At 57.2% G+C, this 24,288-nt stretch carries 22 protein-coding genes; 19 read left to right on the top strand and 3 right to left on the bottom strand.

Annotated elements, in window-relative coordinates; all coding sequences use genetic code 11:
• Positions 1 to 138 precede the first annotated feature (138 nt).
• Positions 139 to 945, top strand: a complete 807-nt coding sequence (locus NHF56_RS08020) for a tetratricopeptide repeat protein (RefSeq protein ID WP_252803193.1) — start codon at positions 139 to 141, stop codon at positions 943 to 945.
• 41 nt (positions 946 to 986) lie between these two features.
• Here NHF56_RS08020 and xth read toward each other — a convergent pair whose 3' ends face one another.
• Complete coding sequence (xth, locus tag NHF56_RS08015; RefSeq protein ID WP_252804922.1) at positions 987 to 1,775, bottom strand: exodeoxyribonuclease III; 789 nt, start codon at positions 1,773 to 1,775, stop codon at positions 987 to 989.
• A 224-nt stretch (positions 1,776 to 1,999) separates the two neighbouring features.
• Here xth and NHF56_RS08010 point away from each other — a divergent pair, with 224 nt between their 5' ends.
• Positions 2,000 to 3,349 (top strand): uracil-xanthine permease family protein, encoded by a 1,350-nt coding sequence (locus NHF56_RS08010; protein WP_252803191.1) that lies wholly within the window; start codon positions 2,000 to 2,002, stop codon positions 3,347 to 3,349.
• Between the two features lie 63 nt (positions 3,350 to 3,412).
• On the opposite strand, the gene erpA is transcribed toward NHF56_RS08010, so the two are convergent.
• Positions 3,413 to 3,745, bottom strand: a complete 333-nt coding sequence (gene erpA, locus NHF56_RS08005) for an iron-sulfur cluster insertion protein ErpA (RefSeq protein ID WP_252803189.1) — start codon at positions 3,743 to 3,745, stop codon at positions 3,413 to 3,415.
• 191 nt (positions 3,746 to 3,936) lie between these two features.
• Between erpA and NHF56_RS08000 the strand changes: the two genes are divergently transcribed.
• From NHF56_RS08000 to NHF56_RS07935, 14 genes are all read left to right on the top strand, one after another.
• Complete coding sequence (locus NHF56_RS08000) at positions 3,937 to 5,154, top strand: deoxyguanosinetriphosphate triphosphohydrolase (RefSeq protein ID WP_252803187.1); 1,218 nt, start codon at positions 3,937 to 3,939, stop codon at positions 5,152 to 5,154.
• A gap of 73 nt (positions 5,155 to 5,227) precedes the next feature.
• Positions 5,228 to 6,988, top strand: coding sequence for an arginine--tRNA ligase (argS, locus tag NHF56_RS07995; protein WP_252803185.1), 1,761 nt, complete (start codon positions 5,228 to 5,230; stop codon positions 6,986 to 6,988).
• A 61-nt stretch (positions 6,989 to 7,049) separates the two neighbouring features.
• The gene (locus NHF56_RS07990) at positions 7,050 to 9,755 is read left to right on the top strand and encodes an SPOR domain-containing protein (protein ID WP_252803181.1); all 2,706 of its coding nucleotides are present in this window, start codon (positions 7,050 to 7,052) and stop codon (positions 9,753 to 9,755) included.
• Positions 9,756 to 9,871: 116 nt separating this feature from the next.
• The gene (gene nagZ, locus NHF56_RS07985) at positions 9,872 to 10,897 is read left to right on the top strand and encodes a beta-N-acetylhexosaminidase (protein WP_252803178.1); all 1,026 of its coding nucleotides are present in this window, start codon (positions 9,872 to 9,874) and stop codon (positions 10,895 to 10,897) included.
• Entirely contained in the window at positions 10,894 to 11,757 is an 864-nt protein-coding gene (locus NHF56_RS07980) for a ScpA family protein (RefSeq protein ID WP_252803176.1), read from the top strand. The genes nagZ and NHF56_RS07980 overlap by 4 nt, the downstream gene beginning before the upstream one ends.
• Positions 11,758 to 11,776: 19 nt before the next feature.
• Positions 11,777 to 12,472: an SMC-Scp complex subunit ScpB gene (gene scpB / locus NHF56_RS07975; protein ID WP_252804920.1), complete on the top strand. Its 696-nt coding sequence runs from the start codon at positions 11,777 to 11,779 to the stop codon at positions 12,470 to 12,472.
• A 56-nt stretch (positions 12,473 to 12,528) separates the two neighbouring features.
• Positions 12,529 to 13,665 carry an ABC transporter ATP-binding protein gene (locus tag NHF56_RS07970; RefSeq protein ID WP_252803174.1) on the top strand — a complete coding sequence of 379 codons (1,137 nt, stop codon included), beginning with the start codon at positions 12,529 to 12,531 and terminating at the stop codon, positions 13,663 to 13,665.
• A gap of 15 nt (positions 13,666 to 13,680) precedes the next feature.
• On the top strand, positions 13,681 to 13,872 hold the full coding sequence (locus NHF56_RS07965) for a twin-arginine translocase TatA/TatE family subunit (RefSeq protein WP_252803171.1): 192 nt from the start codon (positions 13,681 to 13,683) through the stop codon (positions 13,870 to 13,872).
• Positions 13,873 to 13,945: 73 nt separating this feature from the next.
• A complete protein-coding gene (gene tatB, locus NHF56_RS07960; protein WP_252803169.1) occupies positions 13,946 to 14,671 on the top strand; it encodes a Sec-independent protein translocase protein TatB in 726 nt (241 codons plus the stop codon).
• Positions 14,668 to 15,498, top strand: a complete 831-nt coding sequence (tatC, locus tag NHF56_RS07955) for a twin-arginine translocase subunit TatC (protein ID WP_252803167.1) — start codon at positions 14,668 to 14,670, stop codon at positions 15,496 to 15,498. Before tatB ends, tatC begins: the two co-directional genes overlap by 4 nt.
• A gap of 97 nt (positions 15,499 to 15,595) precedes the next feature.
• A complete protein-coding gene (gene serS, locus NHF56_RS07950) occupies positions 15,596 to 16,873 on the top strand; it encodes a serine--tRNA ligase (protein WP_252803165.1) in 1,278 nt (425 codons plus the stop codon).
• Between the two features lie 18 nt (positions 16,874 to 16,891).
• A complete protein-coding gene (gene surE / locus NHF56_RS07945) occupies positions 16,892 to 17,653 on the top strand; it encodes a 5'/3'-nucleotidase SurE (protein ID WP_252803164.1) in 762 nt (253 codons plus the stop codon).
• Between the two features lie 3 nt (positions 17,654 to 17,656).
• Positions 17,657 to 18,310: a protein-L-isoaspartate(D-aspartate) O-methyltransferase gene (locus NHF56_RS07940; protein WP_256995385.1), complete on the top strand. Its 654-nt coding sequence runs from the start codon at positions 17,657 to 17,659 to the stop codon at positions 18,308 to 18,310.
• 378 nt (positions 18,311 to 18,688) lie between these two features.
• On the top strand, positions 18,689 to 19,741 hold the full coding sequence (locus NHF56_RS07935) for a peptidoglycan DD-metalloendopeptidase family protein (protein ID WP_252803163.1): 1,053 nt from the start codon (positions 18,689 to 18,691) through the stop codon (positions 19,739 to 19,741).
• Positions 19,742 to 19,812: 71 nt separating this feature from the next.
• Here the strand turns inward: NHF56_RS07935 and NHF56_RS07930 are convergent, their stop codons facing one another.
• The gene (locus NHF56_RS07930; protein WP_252803162.1) at positions 19,813 to 20,682 is read right to left on the bottom strand and encodes an ATP-binding protein; all 870 of its coding nucleotides are present in this window, start codon (positions 20,680 to 20,682) and stop codon (positions 19,813 to 19,815) included.
• Positions 20,683 to 20,895: 213 nt separating this feature from the next.
• Between NHF56_RS07930 and yajC the strand changes: the two genes are divergently transcribed.
• The 3 genes from yajC (at position 20,896) to NHF56_RS07915 (ending at position 24,279) form a co-directional block, all read left to right on the top strand.
• Positions 20,896 to 21,234: a preprotein translocase subunit YajC gene (gene yajC, locus NHF56_RS07925; protein ID WP_252803160.1), complete on the top strand. Its 339-nt coding sequence runs from the start codon at positions 20,896 to 20,898 to the stop codon at positions 21,232 to 21,234.
• A 113-nt stretch (positions 21,235 to 21,347) separates the two neighbouring features.
• Positions 21,348 to 23,909 carry a protein translocase subunit SecDF gene (secDF, locus tag NHF56_RS07920; protein ID WP_252803158.1) on the top strand — a complete coding sequence of 854 codons (2,562 nt, stop codon included), beginning with the start codon at positions 21,348 to 21,350 and terminating at the stop codon, positions 23,907 to 23,909.
• Positions 23,902 to 24,279 carry an Mth938-like domain-containing protein gene (locus NHF56_RS07915; RefSeq protein WP_252803156.1) on the top strand — a complete coding sequence of 126 codons (378 nt, stop codon included), beginning with the start codon at positions 23,902 to 23,904 and terminating at the stop codon, positions 24,277 to 24,279. Before secDF ends, NHF56_RS07915 begins: the two co-directional genes overlap by 8 nt.
• Positions 24,280 to 24,288: the final 9 nt, after the last annotated feature.

Below are 24,288 nucleotides of genomic sequence, written 5' to 3'. Positions count from 1 at the left end.
ATATTGTCCATTTCCCGCCACAAACCGGGTGCAGGTTTGGGTCAATGGAAAACGGGCGATGTGCCCGCAAGAAATTAAAGAAGTGCTGCGCCGCTGTCGCCATGAGGCTGACCGCGCAGTGGAGAAAAGTGAGAAAACATGTTTGGATATGCGTCTAGGGCCGGTGTCTTCGCATCTGCGGGGCTTGCTGCTGCCATATTGGCGTCCACAGCATCAAATTGTTCGGCCTTTGACCCCAATGCGGGCGTGAGCAAGGACTCCGGTCCCGGCGTTCTTTTCCGGTTCGGTTATCAGGCCTATAAATCCGGTCAGAAAAGTGATGCGGTGGAAGCTTACCGCTATGCCGCTGAGCAAGGACATACCGCATCGCAATGGGCTCTTGCGAAAATGTACGCCTCCGGTGACGGCGTATCGAAGGACGACTACGAGGCCTTCAAGATTTTCTCGCAGATCGCCCGCGCTGGTGTCGAGCCCGGGTCTGCGGAAGGCCGCTATTTCAGCAATGCGCTGACATCGCTGGCTGACTATTATAAAAATGGCATTGCCCACAGCCCGGTCAAGCCCGACCTTTCGATTGCATGGCAGCTTTATTTTCAGGCGGCCTCGACATTTGGCGACGATGAGGCGCAATTTCGCCTGGCGCAGATGATATTGGCAGGCGAGGGTGGCCGCGACGATGTTCAACAGGCCAAGAAGTGGCTCAACCTCGCGCGCAAGAAGGGCCACATGGGCGCAACGGCGCTGTTCGGCAATCTGATCTTTCAGGAAGGCAAGCGCGTGCGCGGGCTGGCATTCATGACCAACGCACTGAACCATTGCAGCCCAAAAGATTGCGAGTGGATGTCGGCGATGCAGGAAAAGGCGTTTTCCGTTGCCAGCGAAGACGAACGGCGCGGGGCCGTGGCACTGGCAAGCGACCCGACCTTCCTTGCATCGGCGCAGTAAACGGGCGCGCGTGTCCGTCGCGTCAATCTCGTACTGACGTTTCAACCGAAATTGAAATAGCCCGCCACCGGCACGTGGTCCGATGGCTTTTCCCAGGCACGCACATGCTTTTCAACGGCGACCGATTGCAGCCGGTCCGCCGCTTCGGGCGAAAGCATGAGGTGGTCGATGCGGATGCCATTATTCTTCTGCCATGCGCCAGCCTGATAATCCCAGAACGTGTAGACAGGCACGGCGTCGCTGGAGGCTCTCAGCGCATCCGTGAGGCCGAGGTTTTCAAGCCGTCGAAACGAATGCCGTGTTTTGGGCAGGAACAGCGCATCACCCGCCCAGACAGCCGGATCATGGCAGTCATGCGGCTCGGGAATCACGTTATAGTCTCCCGCGAGGATAAGAGGTTCCTCTAACGTTAGGCGCTCTTCCGCGAAACTGCGAAGCCGCTCCATCCAATTGAGCTTATAGGGATATTTGACCGGATCGTCGGGCGGATTTCCGTTCGGCAGATAGAGCGAGCAGACCCGCACCACTCCATTTTCGACAGAGTAGATGCCTTCGATGAAGCGTGCCTGTTCGTCACCATCATCGCCTGGCAGGCCGCGATTGATTTCATCGGGTTTGATCTTGGAGAGAAGAGCAACGCCGTTGAAGCCCTTCTGCCCATGTGTCTCGACGTGATAGCCGGCGTCTTCAATTGCCGCACGGGGGAAATTCTCGTCCTGGGACTTGATCTCCTGAAGGCAAACGATGTCCGGGTCGGATTCCTTCAGCCACGTGAGCAGATTTTCGATCCGGGCGCGAACGCCATTGATGTTCCAGGTGACGATTTTCATTTTGGCCCAATCGGTCAGCGCATATTTCCTCTGCCCCAACTTATCGACGCTTTGAAATGGGAAGGCAAGCCGGCGACCGCCTACGGCATTGAATGGGTGTTGGAATTGCACAGACATTCTTGTGCATGAACAAACAATGTGCTTGCATATATTTTGGGCGACAGGCTGACGGGGACTTAAACGAGATTGGCTGCGCTTTTCTTCCATCAACAGGGGACAACAGAATGAGCGAACCAGCAAGCAGCGCATCGACCGGTATGGTCTATAAATTGACGGACAAACCGTCGCCGGGTCCGGCGGTCCTGGCCGCATTCCAGCACGTTCTGGCCAGCATCGTGGGCATCGTCACGCCGTCTCTCGTCATCGGGGGTGTTTTGGGACTGGGCGAACATGTACCCTATCTGATTTCGATGTCGCTTTTCGTTTCAGGTGTGGCGACGTTCATCCAGAGCCGGCGCATCGGGCCGGTCGGCTCAGGCCTCTTGAGTGTCCAGGGAACCAGCTTTGCATTTCTGGGGGCCATCTTGGCTGCAGGTTTTGGCGTGAAGGCTGAAGGCGGTACACCGGAAGACATTCTGGCCATGATCTTTGGCGTTTGCCTCGTGGGTTGCCTTGTTGAGGTCATTCTCAGCCAGTTCATCACCAAGCTTGACCGGATCATTACACCGACCGTCACAGGCATCGTGATCACGATCATCGGTCTCAGTCTCGTCAAGGTCGGCTTCACCGATTTTGCCGGAGGTGTGGGTGCAGAAGACCTTGGAAGTCCGGTCAACCTTGCCCTCGGCGCGATCGTGGTGGTTGTGATTCTGGCATTTACCTTCCAGAAGAATCCGATGTTGCGCATTGCGGCCATCATGCTGGGCCTTGTGGCAGGATTCATCGTCGCGGCAGCGCTTGGAAAGGTGAACTTTTCAAGCCTCGGCACGCAGCCGATTTTCGCGCTGCCGATACCATTCAAATATGGCTTCAGCTTCGACCTCGGCCTGTTTCTGCCAATCGCCTTCATCTACCTGATCACGGCGATCGAGACGACCGGAGACCTGACGGCGAACTCCGTTGTATCCGGTGAACCGGTTGAGGGCGAGGTCTACCTGCGCCGCATCAAAGGCGGTGTTTTGGCCGACGGCATCAATTCAGGGCTGGCCGCGATTTTCAACACCTTCCCGAATACGACCTTTAGCCAGAACAACGGTGTTATCCAGTTGACCGGGGTCGCCAGCCGCCATGTCGGGCTCTATATCGCAGCCATTCTGGTGATTCTGGGCTTCTTCCCCATTATCGGCGGTGTATTCACGCTGATACCAAAGCCGGTTCTCGGCGGGGCAACACTGGTGCTGTTTGGCACGATTGCCGTTGCCGGGATCCGTATCCTGGCAACGCAGGAGATCGACAAACGCAAGGTCTACATCATGGCCATTTCCTTTGGCCTCGGTCTTGGTGTGACGCTGGTGCCGGATGCTGTGAAAGGCCTTCCGACCGTCGTTCAGCAGGTATTTGCAACACCGATCACGCTTTCCGGCTTGAGCGCCATTATCCTGTCGCTGGTTCTTCCCGAAGAAAAGAGCGCGTAAAACACAATCAGGCGGGGAAACCCGCCTGAATTCTTGTACGGCAAAGCTGTTGTTTGGAGTCGATCAGATTGAGAAACTGGTGCCGCAGCCGCAATTGGCCACCGCATTGGGATTATTGATCTGAAAGGACTGTCCGAGCAGGTTGTCGACGAAGTCGATTTGCGATCCACCCATGAAATTGAGCGACATCGGGTCAATGAGAACCCGGGCCGAATCCCGCTCGAGAATCAGGTCGTCGGCTTCCTCTTCATCCACAAGATCATACTTGTAGGAAAAGCCCGAACAGCCGCCGCCTTCGACCGACACTCTCAGAGCCGTCTTGCCGGGCTCGCTGGCAAGGATCGTGGCGATGCGCTTGGCGGCACTTTCTGTAATGGTTACGCTGTTTTCACTCATTGTCTTCCTCCAGCCGGGGTCAAGATCCGGTGAGTCTGATGAATATCGCCTGAAATTGAGCGGTGAGCGGGTGCATTTCAAGTCCAAAGGCGTCAAAATCAGAGAAATTATTCGCAGTTGCCATTCAAATGTGGTCTCAGCGGTGCAATCTGGTGTTAAGAGATGCCGACAACAACACGCAAGAAAAATTCATGAATTTTGATAGACAGAGACTTGGCTTTGGTTATGGCGAACGGGCGGTTTATGCCTCCGATCCCTGGAAAACACGTGGTCGGCTTTACGCGGAAGGCGAGAGCCCGACCCGTTCGGATTTCCAGCGTGACCGCGACCGTATCGTGCATACAACCGCCTTCCGTCGACTGAAGCACAAGACGCAGGTATTTATTGCCAGCGACGGCGATCACTATCGTACCCGGCTCACCCATACGATTGAGGTGGCGCAGATTGCCCGCGCACTGGCCCGCGCCATGCGGCTTGATGAAGATCTGGCCGAAGGCGTTGCGCTGGTTCACGATTTTGGCCACACGCCTTTTGGCCATACAGGCGAGGACGCGTTGCATGAAGTGATGGAAGGCTGGGGCGGCTTCGACCACAATGCGCAGTCGCTGCGGGTCGTGACAAAGCTTGAGCGCCGATACGCCGAATTTGATGGTATTAATCTGACCTGGGAAAGCCTCGAGGGTCTCGTCAAGCACAACGGTCCGCTGCTGGATAAAAAAGGTGAGGGCAGGAAAGGGCCCGTTCCACAACCGATTCTCGACTATTGCATGATCCACGATCTGGAGATCGGAAGCTACGCCAGCTTGGAGGCGCAAGTTGCTGCCATTGCAGACGATATCGCCTACAATACGCACGATATTGATGACGGCCTGCGCTCAGGTTATCTGACCTTCGACATGCTGGATGAAGTGCCGTTTCTGGCCGATCTCCACCGCGAGGTTCTGGACCTTTATCCCGGGCTTGACCCGTCACGCCTGACGCACGAAATGATGCGGCGGCAGATCACCCGGATGATTGAGGATGTTATCGGCGTGGCCCAAAAGCGCCTTGATCAGGTGCAGCCGCAATCGGCGGATGACATTCGCAGTGCCGGCGTGACCATGATCGAGTTTTCTCAGGAAATGTCGAAAACCGACAAGGCGATCAAGAAGATGCTGTTTTCGCGCATCTACCGTCATCCGCATATCATGCAGATACGCTCTGACGCCGCACAGATGGTGAAGGACCTTTTCGAGGCATTCATGAACGATCCGACACTGATGCGCAAACACCATTGGTTCGACCGCATCTCGGAGCTTCCCACAAGCGCCAGAGCCCGCCAGGTCGCCGATTATATTGCCGGAATGACGGATACTTTTGCGATTTCCACCCACAAGCAGATATTTGACCACACACCTGAATTGAGATAGGCAGCGGCCAACGAAAATATGGGCTGGACTGCCATTTGCGCGGGGCCTGGAGCCTGCCGCAGGACTGGATGATATGAACCTTTTCACCGACTTTGAAACAAGAATAAAAGACGTAATACAGTCGCTTGATATCGTAAAAGAGCAGGGCGGTGACATCGATCTTTCCCGCCTCACGGTTGAACCGCCGCGCGACCCCGCCCATGGCGATGTCGCCACCAATGCGGCAATGGTGCTGGCCAAGCCGCTTGGAACAAACCCGCGCGAGCTGGCCGCCATAATCTGCGAAGGCCTGGAAGCAGACAGCGATATTGCGGAAGTGTCCGTCGCAGGCCCCGGCTTCATCAATATCCGATTGGGCCAGGCTTATTGGCAGAAGCTGCTGGTGAAGATGGTTGACGCCGGTGAAGAGTTCGGCCGCTCCAAAATCGGCGTGGGCAAAAAGATCAATGTCGAATACGTCTCCGCCAACCCCACCGGCCCCATGCATGTCGGGCATTGCCGTGGCGCAGTGGTGGGCGACACGCTCGCCAATCTCCTGGCCTTCAGCGGCTACGAGGTCGTGAAGGAGTATTACATCAATGATGCCGGCTCGCAGATCGATGTTCTTGCGCGCTCGGTTTACCTGCGCTACCGCGAAGCGCTTGGCGAGGATGTTGGTGAGATTCCGCCAGGCCTCTATCCTGGCGATTATCTGGTTCCCGTTGGAAAGGCGCTGGCCGATGAGTTCGGCACAAAACTGCGCTCCATGCCGGAGGAAGAGCGTCTCGCGCTTTTGAAAGACCGCGCAATTGACGCGATGATGGCGATGATCCGTGATGATCTGGCCGCCCTCGGTGTCAGCCACGATGTTTTCTTCTCCGAGCGTACGCTGCATCAGGATGGTGGAAAGCGCATTCTCTCGGCGATCAACGACCTGACCTACAAGGGGCATGTCTACAAAGGCACGCTGCCGCCGCCCAAGGGCCAGGTGCCGGAGGACTGGGAAGACCGTGAGCAGACCCTGTTCCGCTCGACCGAGGTGGGCGACGATATGGACCGTCCGCTGATGAAGTCGGATGGCAGCTTTACCTACTTTGCCGCCGATGTTGCCTATTTCAAGGATAAGTTCGACCGTGGTTTCTCCGAGATGATCTATATTCTCGGCGCTGACCATGGTGGCTATGTGAAGCGCCTGGAAGCTGTTGCCAAGGCGGTGTCGGGCGGTGATGCAAGGCTGACCGTGCTGCTTTGCCAGCTGGTGAAACTCTTCCGCAACGGCGAGCCGGTCAAGATGTCCAAACGGTCCGGAGACTTCGTGACGCTGCGTGAGGTGGTGGACGAGGTCGGTCGCGATCCGGTTCGTTTCATGATGATCTATCGCAAGAATAGTGAACCGTTGGACTTCGATTTTGCCAAGGTCACAGAACAGTCTAAAGACAATCCGGTTTTTTACGTGCAATATGCGCATGCACGGTGCAAGTCGATTTTCCGTCAGGCTGAAGAAGCCCTGCCGGGTCTTGACGTTGCAAAACTGAGCTTTAGCGGCGAAAATGCGGCCCTGATCAATGATCCTGCGGAAATTCAGTTGATTGCCAAACTGGCGGAATATCCGAGAATCGTTGAAGCTGCGGCCTCTGCGATGGAGCCGCATCGTATTGCGTACTACTTGTATGATCTGGCCGGAATCTTCCACGGACACTGGAATAAAGGCAAGGAAAATACAGACTTACGGTTTGTTAACGATAAGAACCGAGAATTGAGCATCGCCAGACTCGGGCTGGTGCAAGCAGTGGCCTCAGTATTGCGATCGGGACTTGGTATAACCGGAACCGCCGCGCCAGAGGAAATGCGCTGATTGTCACCATTTACCCACATTGCGCTGGCACTAAGCTTAGAGCGTATGCAAGTGGTGAAGTATGGCTGACAGAAATTGGACCGGTAACGCAAACAGGGCGTCGGGATTTGTAGACGACGACGATCCGTTTGCGGCGTTGACGCGACTGGTGGAACTGGATGCTTCCAACCACCCTGAACGTGCAGAACCGACGCGCGAAAGCCCGGTAGCGGATTCCAGGACTGCGCCCTCTGACTTCGACCTGGAAGCGGAACTGTTGCAGGAGTTCGAGCGTTACGATGCCGGCAGTGCAATCCAGTTTTCCAGGGACGCCGAGACCAAAGGGCAGGACGCAGCGCCCTTGCCGGAACCTTCTGTCGAGCAAGACACCGACCCGTCCGATATTGCCGAAACCATGAGTAAAGCCCAGGTGGCGCTGGACGAGCCGTCTCTGGAAAGCGATCTGCAAGATGCCATGGCCAACGAGCTGGGCATGTTTGCTGGTGCCGTTGAAGCGGACGAGCCGACGATTGATACGCCATTTTCAGGGCCGGTGCCAGACATCGAGGCCGATTTTGGCGAAAGTGAAACGCCAATCGAAGAGGCTGCATTTTCGGGGCCTGTTCCCGATCTTGAAGCGTTTTCGGAGGGTGAATTTGGGATTGATGATTCCGACATCGCCTTTGCGGGTCCGTCCCCGGACTTCGATTTTGATGCTGACTTTTCCGCGGCACCCACCGGTGCTGCAATTTTGGACGACATATCTGTTGAAGACGGCGAAGTCTCAGCCGATGACCTGATGGCGGGCGAACTGGAAATGTCGCTCGGTATTCCGGAAAAGGAGGCGCCTGCCGCCAGCGAGCCGGTTTCGGCCTTTGCGGAGTGGAAAAACGAACGCCTGAGTGTGAACAGTTCGACGCTGGAAGAGCGCTGGGTACCCGAGCCCGTTCTGGGCCACCCCGGTGAAGCGCTGAACGAGGCTGACGATAAGGCCGATGATGCCTTTGCACCGGCGGAAGACTTTCTTGCTGTGGATGATTTCGCTGAAGAAGAAACCATCCCGCCTGTTGCTGCCGCACCAATTGTGACGCCGCCACCAAAAGTCGAACCGGTCTGGCAGGAAACCACTGACCCGCTCGCGGAGCTGCAGGCGATTATGGGCAAGGCCACACCTGCTCCGGCCTCGACGAACAAGCAGGCCCCAGAAGAAGACCTGGACTTCGATATCGATTTTGACACTCTCGAGATGGACCTGGCGTCTGTGGAACTCGATGAACTTGAAAATATCGATGCAGATGCCGTTGGGGCAAGCCAGGCGCGCAGCGCATCATCCGAACGACCGGCTGACGAACTCGTCTTTGACCCGGCACAGATCAACCCGGTTGACCTCGATGCAGAGTTCATCGCCGATCTGGAAATACCGCATGTGCCGATGGAAGATGCGAAAACCGCGGACTCGGACCGGAATTATGAATACGAATTCGAAGCGGAGATGGCCGAACTGCTGAGCGAGAACCTCGGCGTGGCTGCAGCCGCATCCGCAGTTAAGGCGCGCGAAGATGAGCCGGTAACGGTTGCCTTTGAGCGCGAGCTTGAGGAAGAGCTGCACGATGTACCGCCTGCAGCCGTCGACTACTCCCGCGATTTGCTCAATTTCCAGGAATATGACGAGCGTGTCGACCCGCTTGGCCGCAATCGCAGGGGCGGTGTCTGGATGGCGGTTGCCGCAGGTGCGGCAGTTGTTGTCATTGTGGGCGGGGCTTTTGCCTGGCTTAACTCCGGTTCGGGCAACGACACGGTGTTTTCCGGCGATGGAGAGCCGCCGATTATTGCTGCGGACAATACGCCGTTCAAGGAGGTGCCCGCGGACAAGGGCGGCGCAGTCGTTCCCAACCAGGACAAGGCCGTCTACGATCAGGTGGAGGGCAATTCGGTCGATACCGTCAAACAGGAAGCGCTGATCAGTTCCGAAGAAGCGCCGGTCGATGTCGCCCAGCAGACGGCACAGGAAAATATTCTCCCCCTTGAAATCAACGGTGAAGAAACTGCCGATGCTTTCCCGCAGGATGATCGTTTGCTCCCGAGTGACGAAAACGCTGGCGATTCAGCCGGCGAGGGCAAGCCTGCAACTATTGCGCCACGCAAGGTGAAAACCATGATCGTGATGCCAGATGGCACGCTGGTTGCGCGTGAAACTCCCGAACCTGAAGCCGCACAGACAGCCTCTTCAGCTGGTGAAAATGCAACTGATGAGACCGCGACCAACAGCGAAACTGGCGCAAACGATACGAACACCAGTCAGAGCGCGGTGGAGCAGGCTGCAAACGCCCAGGTTGACGAGACGGCACCGGTTCGCCCCGTCCAGATAACCGAAGTGCCTGGCGCACCGGTTCCAACGCCGCGTCCGAATGAACAGCCGGTCAATGTGGTCTCCACAGTAACCGAACGGGGCAATGTTTCCGCACCGAGCACTCCAAGTGCACCCGCTACGGAAAATCAAGCCGCCGCACCGGCCGCGCCAGTTCAGCAGACGAATGTCCCAACCGGCTCCTATGTCGTTCAGATAGCCTCGCTTCCTTCGCAGGAGAGCGCGGAGAAAACCTATGCAAACCTGTCATCCCGTTTCGCTTCGGTGATTGGTGGACGTGGTGTCGACATCCAGAGGGCGGATATCGAGGGCAAGGGTACGTATTATCGCGTGCGCATCCCTGCCGGCACGCGCGATGAAGCTGTTGATCTCTGCCAGCGCTACAAGGCTGCCGGTGGCAGCTGCCTGGTATCGCGATAGCATTGGCAGCAACAGTATAGTTTGCAGTCTGAGAGCGCCCGCCGGGCGCTCTTTTGTTGTGAATCGGCATCGGCGCTGATTCGCTCTTTGCGACTGCCACCGCTATGATTTCAAGCATGAGCGAATCAAGTGCCGTGATTTTTGGCTGTAAAGGCCTGACGACAAGTTCCGAAGAAGCCGCCCTCTACCGGGATGTGCGGCCATGGGGCTTCATCCTGTTTGGGCGCAATATTGAAACGCTGGGCCAGGTGCGCCAGCTGGTGGATGAACTGCGCTCGACGGTCGGATACCACGCTCCGGTCCTCATCGATCAGGAAGGCGGGCGGGTTCAGCGCATCAAGCCACCGCTGACGCGCAAATATCCATCGGGTGCTGATCTCGGCGCTGTCTATCAGGCGGATCGGGACAAGGGCTTGCGCGCCGCCTGGCTGATGTCGCGGCTGCATGCTTTTGATCTTCTGAAACTGGGGATCAACGTGAATTGTCTGCCTGTACTGGACGTGCCGGTCGAAGGAAGCCATGACGTGATCGGCAACCGCGCTTATGGCCATGATCCGCTGACCGTGTTCGAGATGGGGCAGGCCGCCGCTGATGGGTTAAAGGCCGGCGGTGTGCTTCCCGTCGTGAAACACATGCCCGGCCATGGTCGCGGCTTTGCTGATTCTCATCATGACCTGCCCGTCGTGGATGCACCAATCGACGTTTTGAAAGCGCATGACTTTGAGCCCTTCCGCCGCATGAACGGTGAATTGATGGCCATGAGCGCACATGTCGTTTACACTGCGCTGGATACGTCTGCACCGGCAACGACCTCGAAGACGGTGATAGATGATATCCTGCGCGGTTATATCGGTTTCGACGGTCTACTGATGTCTGACGATGTCTCGATGAATGCACTTGCAGGCTCGATTGGTGAGCGTGCGGCAAACATCATCGCGGCAGGCTGTGACATGGTCTTGCACTGCAACGGACTTATGGAGGAGATGAAAGCTGTAGCCGCCAATGTGCCTGCGCTTTCTGGCTCTGCGCTTGAGCGCGCAAGGCGCGTCATGTCGGGTTTTCCGGCAGCTGATGGCCTTGTCGAGGCTGAAATGGCACTTGAATTCGAGGCGATCATGGGCGCGCATGGGGCTGTCGTATGAGTGGGTCTAGCGAACCGGAAAAGGACAAGCCGGGCGTAACACCGATGGATTCGCTCTGGCAGGACAATAAGGAGGCGCGTGCGGTCAGCGATCCAGCGCTGCTGATTGATGTCGCAGGCTTTGAAGGTCCGCTGGACCTTCTTCTGCATCTCGCGCGCACCCAGAAGGTGGATCTGGCCCGCATTTCCGTCCTGGCATTGGCAGAGCAATATCTGGCCTTCGTGGAGCAGGCGCGCAAGGTGCGCATCGAACTGGCCGCCGATTATCTGGTCATGGCAGCCTGGCTCGCCTATCTGAAGTCGCGCCTTCTTATTCCTCAGCAGGTCAAGGATGACGAACCCACCGGCGAGGAAATGGCCGCGATATTGGCCTTCCGCCTGAAGCGCCTGGAGGCCATGCGCGAAGCTGCGGGCCGCCTGATCAACCGCGACCGGTTGGGCCGCGATTTCTTTGTGCGTGGTGCGCCCGAGCACATTCCGCTTGAAAAGAAATCTGCCTATGAAGCGAGCCTTTATGATCTGCTGACCGCCTATGCCGCACTGCGCCAGCGCCAGGCTGTGACCAATGTGGTGATCGAAAAGCGGCGGGTCTGGTCATTGTCAGATGCAAAGTCGATCCTGTTCAGACTGATCGGTGAAGCGACCGACTGGGTGGCGCTGGACCGTTATCTGGTGCGATATCTCGCCGATCCCAAAGACCGGCGAACCATGATGGCCAGTTCATTTGCGGCCAGCCTCGAACTGGTCCGCGAGGGAAGTCTGGAAATCCGTCAGGAAAAGGCTTTCGCGCCTGTTTTCATGCGACCGGGCCAGAAACGTTCGCCTGCGGATGAAGATCACGGGGGCGCAAGCGATGCATGAAAGCGGCTTGCCAGATGCCATGACCGACGTTGAGGAGGCGAGAGCGCGGCTCGACCTCACCGATGCCCGCGTCGTTGAGGCATACAGGATTGCAGAAGCACTGGTCTTTGCCTCGTCCGAACCCGTTTCGCGCAATTATCTTGCGGCCCGCCTGCCGGGCGACACCGATATCGATGCGATCATGGCGGCCCTGCAAGAGGACTATGCCGAACGCGGTGTTCACCTCGTTCGCATTGACGGCCACTGGGCTTTCCGCACGGCACCGGATCTGTCCTTCATGCTGCGTGATGGCAATGAAGAGCCGAAGAAGCTTTCGCGCGCCGCACTGGAGGTATTGGCGATCATAGCCTATCACCAGCCGGTGACGCGCGCCGAAATTGAAGAAGTCCGCGGCGTGCAGACATCAAAAGGCACGCTCGATGTTTTGATGGAAGCGGGCTGGGTGCGATTTCGTGGCCGCAGGCGCACACCCGGCCGTCCAGTGACATTCGGCACAACGCTCGATTTCCTTGACCAGTTCGGTCTGGACGAAATTCGCGATCTGCCGGGACTGGAGGAATTGCGCGGCGCGGGGCTTCTTTCGGGACGCATTCCGGCAAACTTCAACATTCCCTCGCCAAATGACGACGAATTGGACGACGAGGAAGACCCATTGACGCAGATGGACCTCGAAGAACTTGGCCTCTTGACACCAGGGGGTGCCGGAGACGAATAAAGGTTCCTGAATTGATCAGGTTTCTTTGAAATCAAGACTTCGGATTGGTGCCGTTCTTGGCAAGAGCAACAAAGACAGAGACGCTGGCCAGTGTGCCGCAAAGCCGTCGCGCCAGTGTGACCTTTGCCGCGCAACTGAAATTTCAGGATATCCGCCACTCGTATCACGGCAGGGAAACCATCAAGGGTATTTCCCTGACGGCTGAGGCAGGTGAGGTTCTTTGTCTTCTCGGGCCGTCGGGTTCCGGCAAGACGACACTCCTGCGCATTGCCGCTGGTGTCGAAATCCAAAAAGGCGGAAACCTTCTGCTGAATGATCGCGTCATTGCAGGGCCTGGCGTCTTTACACCGCCCGAACGGCGGGGCATCGGTCTGATGTTTCAGGATTTTGCGCTCTTTCCGCATATGTCGATCCTCGACAATGTGCGCTTCGGTCTGACGGCGCTGAAAGAGAAGGAAGCCAAGGCCGAGGCGATGGCGGCGCTCGAGCGTGTCGGTCTTGCCCATGCTGCGGCAAAATATCCGCATGCACTCTCCGGCGGCGAGCAGCAACGTGTGGCTCTGGCCCGCGCTCTTGCGCCACGGCCGGCAGTTTTGCTGATGGACGAGCCATTTTCCGGCCTCGATTCCCGGTTAAAGGACACCGTGCGTGCAGAGACCCTGGCGATTCTACGGGAGTCGAAGGCAACGGCGATTATCGTGACACACGATGCGGAAGAGGCCATGCGAATGGCCGACAGGATTGCGCTTCTTCGTGATGGAAAGCTCGTACAAAGCGGCACATCGCAGGACCTTTATCTTCGTCCCAATGATATATTCACGGCAGGTTTCTTTTCCGAAATCAATCGCTTCGAAGCTGTCGTGGGGCAGGGCTATGTTGAGACGCCGCTTGGAAAAGGCGCTGCAGTAAACATGGTGGAAGGGCAGGCGGTCAGCGTGGCTGTGCGTTTGCAAAGCGTCAATGTCAGTGAACGTGACGGCACGATACCGGCTCGGGTCGTCTCACGACGCTTTCTGGGCTTCGTCGAAATCCTGGAGCTGGCTGTTCCGAACGCAGATCAGACGGTCAGAGCACGAATTCGTGCTGACCAGTTACCGCCGGGATTGCGCGACGTCACCCTTGACGTTAAGGAACAAGACATATTGGTATTTGAAAAAGAGCACCAAAGGTCTTACATCAACAAGACTGAATAAAGAGGAGTGTCTCAAATGGGTTCTTTCAGCATGGTGCATTGGCTCATCGTATTGGTGGTCGTGCTCCTGTTCTTCGGTCGCGGCAAAATTCCCGAATTGATGGGCGACGTTGCCAAGGGCATCAAAAACTTCAAAAAGGGTATGGCTGAAGACGAAAGCTCGGATAAGGCCAAAACCGTTGAACATAAGGCTGACGAGGCGAAGTAATCACTTCGCCAGTCGCGACGGATGCAGCCCCTTTCCGGGGCTGTGCTCTCTTTTGTCTTTAGGATAGTTTCCGATGCTGGATATTGGCTGGCCTGAGCTACTGGTCGTTGCCATCGTTCTTATTGTGGTCGTCGGTCCAAAAGATTTGCCGCCCATGTTGCGCGCTTTTGGTAAAATGACGTCACGGCTGCGCAAGACGGCCGGCGAGTTTCGTTCGCAATTCGATGAAGCGCTGCGCGAAGCCGAACTGGACGACGTGCGCCAGACGATATCGGATGCACGCAAACTCAATCCCATGAACTCGGTGCGTGAAGCGCTGAGCCCGCTCCGCCAGGCCGGCAACGAGATCAAGTCCGATCTGCAGAATGCGGTAAAGGCCGATCCCGTAAAAGGACCAGTCGAGACGCCGGATGCGGACAAGGAACTGAAGGTTGCCGAGCCGGCTGCCAAACTGCCCGCCGAACCGCCTGTTCTGAAAGACGAAGCGGACAAGTCTGAGACTGTAAAGCCCAAGACGGCGAAGGTACCTGCGAGGAAGGCGGCACCCAAAGTTGCGGCTGACAAGAAGCCGGAGGCGAGCAAGTCGAAGCCTGAAGCCGCTGTGACACCCGCAGAAAAAGCAAGCAAACCCGCCGCCAAGCCTTCGACAACCAAGCGCGGCAAAACAGTGGCCACCAAGAAAGACCCCGCTGCGGCAAAGCCATCGACAACGAAGGCGTCGACGGCTGCAAGCAAGGCAACGGCTAAGAAAACGGCTGCCAGAAAACCTGCAGCAACGAAGAAGACGGGTGACGCATGAGCGGTGAAATTGACGATCAGCCGCAGCCGCTTATGGAGCACCTGATTGAGCTGAGAACCCGGCTCGTGTGGTCGCTCGGAGCGTTTTTTGTCGCTTTCGTGGGCTGCTTCTATTTTGCCAAACAGCTCTTCAACCTGTTGGTCTTGCCCTATCAGTGGGCGATCAAATGGGCGGGCATGTCCGTTCAGGGCTCCGGCCTGATCTACACCGCACCGCAGGAATTCTTCTTCACCCAGCTCAAGATCGCCATGTTCGGCGCGATCGTGATTGCCTTTCCGGTGATTGCCTCGCAGATCTACAAGTTTGTCGCGCCAGGGCTCTACAAGAACGAACGCGCCGCCTTCGTGCCGTTCCTGGTCGCATCACCCATGCTTTTCCTGATGGGCGCGGCGATGGTCTATTTCTTCTTCACGCCCATGGTCATGTGGTTCTTCCTGTCCATGCAGGAGACCGGTGGCGATGATCAGCTTGCCATTCAGCTCCTGCCGAAGGTTTCGGAATATCTCGGCCTTGTCATGACGCTGATCTTCTCTTTCGGCCTTGTCTTCCAGTTGCCGGTGGTCACATCGCTGCTGGCGCGCGCCGGTCTCTTGAGAGCATCAACGCTTGCCGAAAAGCGCAAATATGCCATCGTGATCGCTTTCGTGGTTGCGGCTGTCCTGACGCCGCCCGATCCTGTTTCCCAGATCGGTCTTGCGCTTCCGACAATCCTTCTCTACGAGGTTTCCATTTTCTTGGCTCGACTCATCGAGAAGAAACGGGCCGAGGAGCTGACAGATGATGAAGGCGACACGTCTGAGTCCTCATCTTCCAGCGAATCCGCGTGACGGCGAGGCCGTCCCGCGTTTGATTGCCGGGGCGGGCCGAATGAGAGACGGAGCCCAAGCCGGCTGAAAATAACCCGTCTCGCAAGGCCGAACGACAATGCTAGATATCAAATGGATTAGAGAAAACGCTGCCGCCCTTGACGACGCGCTGAACAAGCGCGGCGCAGACCCGGTTTCAGCCGAGCTGATCGCGCTGGATGAAAAGCGCCGCTCTCTGGTTCAATCCATGCAGGACATGCAGACTCGCCGCAATGCCGCCTCCAAGGAAATTGGCCAGGCCATGGCGCAGAAGGATCAGGAACGCGCCGAAAAGCTCAAAAGCGAAGTCGCCGAACTGAAAACCACACTTCCCGCCATTGAAGAAGAAGAGCGCCAGGCAACCGCCGCACTCAATGATGCGCTTGCGCGCCTGCCGAATATTCCACTGGATGAAGTGCCGGTAGGTGCGGACGAAAACGACAATGTTGAAGTTCGCGTATCGGGGACAAAACCAGAGTTTGACTTCGCGCCGAAGGAGCATTTCGAACTTGGTGAAGCACTTGGCGGCATGGACTTTGCCACTGCAGCCAAGATGTCCGGCGCGCGCTTTGCAATGCTCAAGGGCGGTGTTGCACGTCTTGAACGGGCGCTGGGTCAGTTCATGCTGGACGTCCACACACAGGAACACGGCTATACCGAAGTGCAGCCGCCGCTACTCGTGCGTGACGAGGCTGCTTACGGCACTGACAAGCTGCCCAAATTCGGCGAGGATCTATTTCGAACCACCGACGGGCGCTGGTTGATCCCGACTGCTGAAGTGCCGCTGACCTACACGGTTGCCAACGATATTCTCGATCAGAGCGCGCTGCCAATCCGCATGACGGCGTTGACGGCCTGCTTCCGTTCAGAAGCAGGTTCAGCGGGCCGTGATACACGCGGCTATCTTCGTCAGCACCAATTCTACAAGGTGGAGATGGTCTCGATCACCGACGACCAGACCTCCATGGAAGAACACGAGCGCATGACCAAATGCGCCGAAACCATCCTGGAGAAGCTGGGGCTTCATTTCCGCACCGTGGTGCTTTGCACCGGCGACATGGGTTTCGGCGCCCGCAAGACATATGACATTGAAGTGTGGCTGCCAGGGCAGGGTGCCTATCGCGAAATCTCTTCATGCTCCGTCTGCGGCGACTTTCAGGCGCGCCGCATGAATGCACGCTACAGGGTGGAAGGTGAAAAGGAACTGCGCTTCGTCCACACGCTGAACGGTTCCGGCGTCGCGGTCGGCCGTGCGCTGATCGCCATCATGGAAAATTATCAGAATGCCGATGGCACCATTCGCGTGCCGGACGTTCTCAAGCCCTATATGGGCGGAATCGATGTCATCGGCGCCTGAGGCGAGGAGAAGTTCAAGATGCGGATTCTGCTGACCAATGATGACGGTATTCACGCGCCGGGGCTTGCCGTCCTGGAGCGTATCGCACGCACGCTTTCCGACGATGTGTGGATTGTGGCGCCCGAGACGGACCAGAGCGGGCTTGCCCATTCGTTGACCCTTTCCGATCCGTTGCGCGTGCGCAAGATCGACGAGAAGCATTATGCGCTCCGCGGTACGCCGACAGATTGTGTCATCATGGGCATCAAGGAGATCATGGATGCGCCGCCAGACCTGGTTCTCTCCGGCGTGAATGCCGGTGCCAACATGGCCGATGATGTGACCTATTCCGGCACCGTTGCCGGCGCGATCGAAGGAACGCTGCAGGGCATTCGCTCCATGGCGCTGTCGCAGGCCTATCAGTTCGATGGCGAACGGCGTGTGCCCTGGGACGTTGCTGAAACGCACGCGCCTGAACTCATTGAGAAGCTGATGACGGCAGACCTGCCGCGCGGCACATTGCTGAACATCAACTTCCCGAATTGCGGCAAGGATGCCGTCGAAGGCATTGAGGTGACAGGCCAGGGAAAACTCGACTTCGGCCTGATGGTCGAACAACGTCGCGATGGCAGAGGCTTTCCCTATTTCTGGCTGAAATTTGACGCCCGCACTGGTGAGTTCCGTGAGGGCACGGATATCCATGCCCTCAAACATGGCAAGATTTCCGTTACCCCGCTGAAACTGGACCTGACCGATTATGACGCCTTGAAGAGCGTTGGCACGGCATTGGGCCTGGAGTGATTCTTGAGCGCGGAGCGTGATTCAAGAGAAGATTTTGCGGCGCTGGTGATGCGGTTGAGAGCCGACGGCGTTTCAAACTTGGCCCTTCTGAAGGCGGTGGAGGCAACGCCGCGAGAGCAGTTCGTGTCGAAAGCCTATGCCGACTTTGTTTGGAGTGACCGGACCATTCCGCTCGAATGCGGCTCTTTCCTTGAGGGGGCTGACACAATGGTCAAGCTCCTGAACTTGCTCGACCTCAAGGAAGGCCAGCGCGTACTCGATATCGGGACCGGCAGCGGCTTTACAGCGGCCGTCATGGCCCGTATCTGCGAGCGCGTTCTCAGCATCGACCGCTACCGCACGCTTGCGGAAAGCGCCCGTCGTCGCCTATCCAAAATGGGTCTCACCAACATTGTGACGCGGCAGGCAGATGGCAGCCGCAAGTTGAGTGGCGAAGGAACGTTCGATCGTATTTTCGTCAGTGCGGCTTTTGACAGCATGCCACGCATGTTTACCGAGCACCTTGTGTCGGAGGGCATTATGCTCGCCCCGATGCTGCGCGAGGATGGAAGTGTCGTCATGGCGCGCTTTGTCAAAATCGGCAGCCGTTTTGACCGCGAAGACCTGTTTGACATTGCCTACCTGCCGCTGGCGTCAGGCCTGGCGTCTACGCTCTGAAAAGCGTTATGGTTATCAAATTCCAAAATGTATGAATTAATGGAGCGCTTTTTAACCGGGCGGTAACACTAACGCGCTTTAATCAAAGCATGACAGTTTCAGGTAATCAGTAGGTTGGTCATGCGTAAAGATGCGTCAAATGCGTTGCAAAAATCAGCAATGCGAGCTTTCGCGGTGATTTTACTCGCAGGGTCTGCAGCAGGCTGCAGTTCTGACGTTTCGCGATTTGAAGGCTATCTCTCCAAGTCAGACACAATCACGACGTCCTCCATCCAGAGCCGGGGCAACAGCTCCCCGCCTCAGGCATTGGGCGCAAACAGTGTTGCGCCGTCCGCGCCGTCTTCCGGCGCCATCGTGAGCCAGCCTTGGAATCAGCCGATGCCAGCCGCCAATGGCTCGACGGCAACCGTTGCTTCCAGCAGCAATATCTATGACCCGATCCGCACCGGAACCGTGGTCAAGCGCCAGCCGCTTTCTGCCGCCGGCGGGACGAACCAGGTCATGCCGCAAGAGCGGCCTGTTGCTCAGGCCGCACCGTCGGTGAGCATGCCGGATCCCGTTACGACCGCCTCAACGCCACGCAAGACAGACGCAAAAGCACAGCAGCCCCAGAAGGTTGCGTTGAATACACCGGTCGAAGTTCCACTGCCGAAGAAGGCACCAACGGACAATCAGGCCGTGATGCCGAAAACGCCTGAGGTGGAAAACAAACAGGCTGAAGAGGCCAAGAGCGAACCGTCAATGGGCGGTCTCTATGAGGTCAAATCCGGCGACAGCCTTGGTCGAATTGCCGCAAACCATGGCACCACGATCAACGCGCTTCGTGCCGCCAATGGCCTGACAAGCGATAACATCCGCATCGGCCAGAAGCTGAAAGTGCCGGGCAGCGCGCCGGCGAAGACAGAGACCGTGGCCGCGCCGGCACAGACCCAAACCGCCGACAACACCAAGACCGCTTCGACGCCGAAGGAATATCAGCCGCCGGTCAAGCAGGTTTCTGTGGAGCAGGCAGAAAAGAACACCAAGGTCGCCGTTGCCGCGCCTGAGGAAACCGGGATCGGCAAGTATCGCTGGCCCGCACGCGGTGCCATTATTGCCGGCTATGGCGCAAATGTGGACGGTGAACGCAACGACGGGATCGACATTTCGCTTCCTGAAGGGTCACCGGTCAAGGCTGCGGAAAACGGCGTGGTGATCTATTCCGGCGACGGCCTGAAGAAGCTCGGCAACACGGTTTTGGTGCGTCACGCCGATGGTAAGGTCACAGTATATGCCCATCTGAAGACGCTGAATGTTCAGCGCGGCAATCAGGTCAAACGCGGTCAGGTGATCGCTAGCTCAGGCATGACCGGCAGCGCATCGCGCCCCAAGCTCCATTTCGAGGTGCGCAAGGACTCCGCACCCGTCAACCCGATTACATTCCTCGAATAGTATTGCGTAGGGGAATGGACCTTAAAACCCGGCTTCGGCCGGGTTTTTTGTGTTTTCCTGTGCCGATGTTTTCAGCTCGAGAGGCTTTTGCCGAGTTGGCCTGCCACATCTTGGATATATTGCCAAGCAACGCGGCCCGACCGCGCGCCTCGTGTGACGGACCATTCAAGGGCACCGCGATGCAGGTCTTCAACGGGCATATCCAGGTCGAAATGACGCGCATAACCGTCGATCATGTCCAGATATTCGTCCTGGCTGCATTTATGGAAACCGAGCCACAGGCCAAACCGGTCAGACAACGAGACCTTTTCTTCGACGGCTTCAGACGGATTGATGGCAGTCGATTGTTCATTCTCCATCATGTCGCGGGGCAGCAGATGGCGACGGTTGGACGTGGCGTAAAGGATTGCATTGGCAGGCCGCCCCTCAACGCCGCCATCAAGTGCAGCCTTCAACGACTTGTAAGATGTGTCGTCATGATCAAACGACAAATCGTCGCAGAAGAGGATAACCCGGCAAGTCGCCTTCGCAATGATGTCCATGAGCCGGGGCAGGGTGGCGATGTCTTCGCGGTGGATTTCAACGAGCTTGAGCGGCGTGGGAGCTGTTTCCACAAGGCTGGCATGCACCGACTTGACCAGCGACGATTTCCCCATGCCGCGCGCGCCCCACAGAAGGACATTGTTGGCTGCATGCCCAAGGGCAAAACGGCGGGTATTTTCAAACAGGATATCGCGCACGCGATCAACGCCCTTGATCAGGTCAAGCTCCACTCTGTTGGGCTTTGCAACGGGTTGAAGCTCGGCGCGCGCTGGTGACCAGACAAAACAATCCGCCGCATTCCAATCGTTTATGGCGGGGCGCGGGCCGGCGATTCGCTCCATCGCCTCGCGAAGCAGCCTGACCTCCTTCAAGAGTTCATCACCATTTTCGATTTCCATTGATGTTTCTCCCAATCGATAACGAAGCCTCGGCTGGGCACGCCGCGACTTTGGGCATCGGGTAACACGGGCATCTGAAGCCGAAAAGGCCACGCAAAGCCGAATTCGTTCGGTTATGTGAGCAATCTGTTGCATTCGGAGCCGGGAACACTATATTCCGCGACAATCATGGGCGGGTCTCGACTTGCCATTCAAAGGTTTTAAGGAGTTCTCATGTTCATAACGGAAGCTTTCGCCCAGTCGGCTGGTGGTGCAGGCGCAGGTGGCGGCGCAGATATGCTGTTGTCGATCGCGCCTTTTATCCTGATCTTCGTGGTGATGTATTTCCTGATCATCCGTCCGCAGCGCAACCAGATGAAGCGCCGTGAAGAAATGCTGAAAGCCGTTCGCCGCGGTGATCAGGTCGTCCTGGGCGGCGGCATCACCGGCAAGGTGACCAAGGTTATCGATGACAGCGAGCTGGAAGTCGAGATCGCAGACGGCGTGAAAGTCCGCGCGATGCGTGCGCTCCTGTCCGAGGTCCGCGTGAAGGGCGAACCTGTAAAAGAATAATCCGAGACGTGAGAAGCTCGCCAAGCGGCGGGCTTTTTGCTAGTTGCCGGACCCATAACGTCAAACCGCTCTGACAATCGGAGCGGTTTTTGGCGAACCCAATTGAGAGACCGATGCTTTATTTTGCCCGCTGGAAAACCGTTCTGATCTGGCTCACCGTTGCTGCTGGATTCTTCATCGCGCTACCCAATGCGTTGAACAATGATTTTCTGAGCCGACTTCCCGACTGGGTGCCGAAGAGCAAGATTACGCTCGGTCTCGACCTGCAGGGCGGCTCACACATCATGCTGCAGGTGGATAGAGCCGATATCGTCAAGGAACGCCTGCAAACGACGATTGACGACATTCGCAACGATCTGCGAACGGCGAATATCGGCTATACCGGTCTGTCCGGCACGGGTCAGAATATCCAGGTCCGAATCCGCGATCTCAGCCAGTTGGATGCGGCCAAAGAGGCGCTCAGCGATATCACCGCGCCGGTTTCTGCTGGCGGCCTGACGGGCGGCTCCATTACGGAAGCGACGATGGAGGACGCCGGGCAGGGGCTTTTGCGCTTCCAGCTCAGCGACCAAGGCATAGATTACCGCGTATCGTCGGCAGTCACCCAGTCTATCGAGGTTGTCCGCCGCCGTGTTGACGAACTGGGAACGACCGAGCCGATCATTCAGCGGCAGGGCAACGACCGCATCATCGTGCAGGTGCCAGGGCTCAGCGACCCTGAGCGCCTGAAGGGTCTTCTGAACCAGACGGCGAAGCTCTCATTCCATATGGTCGACGATACCATGTCGGCGCAGGATGCCATCAACGGACGTCCGCCGGCAGGCTCCGAGGTGCTCTATTCCACCGATGATCCGCCGATTCCGTATCTGGTCGAAAGACGTGCGCTGGTTTCGGGTGAAAACCTCGTCGATGCACAGGCAAGCTTCAACTCTCAGACGAACGAGCCGGTCGTAACGTTCCGCTTCGATTCGAAGGGCTCCACGCGATTTGCCCAGGCGACAAGTGAAAATGTCGGCCGCCCGTTTGCTATCGTGCTTGATGATCAGGTACTTTCTGCGCCCGTGATCCGCGAACCCATTCTGGGTGGGTCGGGCCAAATTTCCGGCAGCTTCACGGTTGAAAGCGCCAATGACCTCGCCGTGCTCCTGCGCGCAGGCGCGCTTCCGGCGACGTTGACGATTGTTGAAGAGCGCACGGTCGGTCCGGGGCTCGGTGCAGACTCCATTCGTGCCGGCGTCAGCGCCGGCATCATTGGCGCCATCCTCGTTGTCGTGATGATGTTCGTGGCCTACGGCTTCCTCGGCATTATCGCCAATATCGCTGTTCTTCTGAACGTAGTTCTGATCCTTGCGGCACTGACCATACTTGGCAGCACGCTTACACTTCCCGGTATTGCCGGTATCGTCTTGACAATCGGTATGGCGGTGGATGCGAACGTGTTGATCTACGAGCGTATTCGCGAGGAGTTCAAAAGCGGCCGGCCGTTGATTCAGGCAATCGATTCCGGGTTCAGCCGTGCCTTTGCAACAATCCTTGATGCCAACGTCACCACGTTGATTGCGGCTGTCATTCTGTTCTTCCTCGGCTCCGGTCCGGTGCGTGGTTTTGCCGTCACGCTGAGCGTCGGTATCATCACGACGCTGTTTACCGCCTACACGCTGACGCGCTGGATGGTGGCGATGTGGGTGCACAAGCGTCGCCCGAAGGCCTTGCCGAAGGGCATTCGCACCGGCATTTTCGATGCATCGAACATCCGCTTCATGAAATTCCGCAGCATGACATTTATCGTGTCTGCGCTTCTTTCGATCGCTTCCGTCGTTGGTTTCGGCACGCTTGGTATGAATTTGGGTATCGACTTCAAGGGCGGATCGATCTTTGAGGTGAAGGCAATAGACGGGGCCGCCGACCTTCAGGATATCCGTGCGCGGCTGAGCGAGCTGAATCTGGGCGATGTTCAGGTTCAGGGCTTTGGTGGGCCGGATGAAGTGTTGATCCGTGTTCAGGCACAAGGTGGCGGAGACAACGCCGAACAGTCTGCTGTCAATCTCGTTCGTGGCGAGTTGGAAGATCAATATGACTTCCGCCGTGTGGAAGTGGTTGGCCCGTCCGTTTCGTCCGAACTGGCTATCGCCGGCACAATCGGTATCGCAACGGCGCTGCTGGCCATTCTGGTCTATATCTGGCTGCGCTTCGAATGGCAGTTTGCTGTCGGCGCGATCATTGCGACGGTTCACGACGTACTGCTCACCATCGGCATGTTCGTCTTCACGGGAACGGAGTTCAACCTCTCGAGTATCGCGGCAGTGTTGACGATTGTCGGCTACTCGCTGAACGACACCGTGGTGGTCTACGACCGCGTGCGCGAAAACCTGCGAAAATTCAAGAAAATGCCGCTGCCTCTGTTGATCGACACGTCGATCAACCAGATGATGTCTCGAACTGTGTTGACCTCGGGTACGACGGCGATCGCCATCGCGGCGCTGGTGATTTTCGGCGGCGAAGTTATTCGCTCCTTCACCGTTGCCATGCTCTTCGGTGTTGCTGTTGGTACCTTCTCTTCGGTCTATATTGCCGCGCCGGTTCTCATCCTCTTCAAACTGCGTCCCGAAAATCTGGACAAGAACGAGGAGGGAGAGAACACAGACGTCGCCCAGGTGCAGGGCAGCAATGGTTGAGCGGCGCAACGCGCATTTTCCAGGCGTCGCGGAAATCGACGCCTACGGAAATGGCGGCTTCCGCTTTGCTGACATGTCGCATCGCGGTTCCATTCTCTGCCTCCCATCGGGTATTTACGGATGGGATGTGGAGAGTGCGGACGATTTCAGCGCGGACGCTTTTGCGCGCGTGATTGCAGATGCAGAACAGATCGAGTTCCTGATTGTCGGCACCGGTGTGGAAATGCGGCTGATCAAATCGGACCTGAAGGCGCTTTTTCGCGCCAACGCGATCAGCTCCGACCCGATGAGCACAGGTGCTGCAGTTCGCACTTATAACATCATGCTTGCAGAAAAACGGCCGGTTGCAGCAGCGCTGGTTGCCGTTTAAACGGCGGGA

Origin of the sequence: Rhizobium sp. L1K21 (genome assembly GCF_024055895.1) — a bacterium.
Classification (GTDB): domain Bacteria; phylum Pseudomonadota; class Alphaproteobacteria; order Rhizobiales; family Rhizobiaceae; genus Ensifer_A.
Note: the sequence above shows the minus strand (reverse complement) of the source record. Positions and strands in the feature narration are given on the sequence as shown.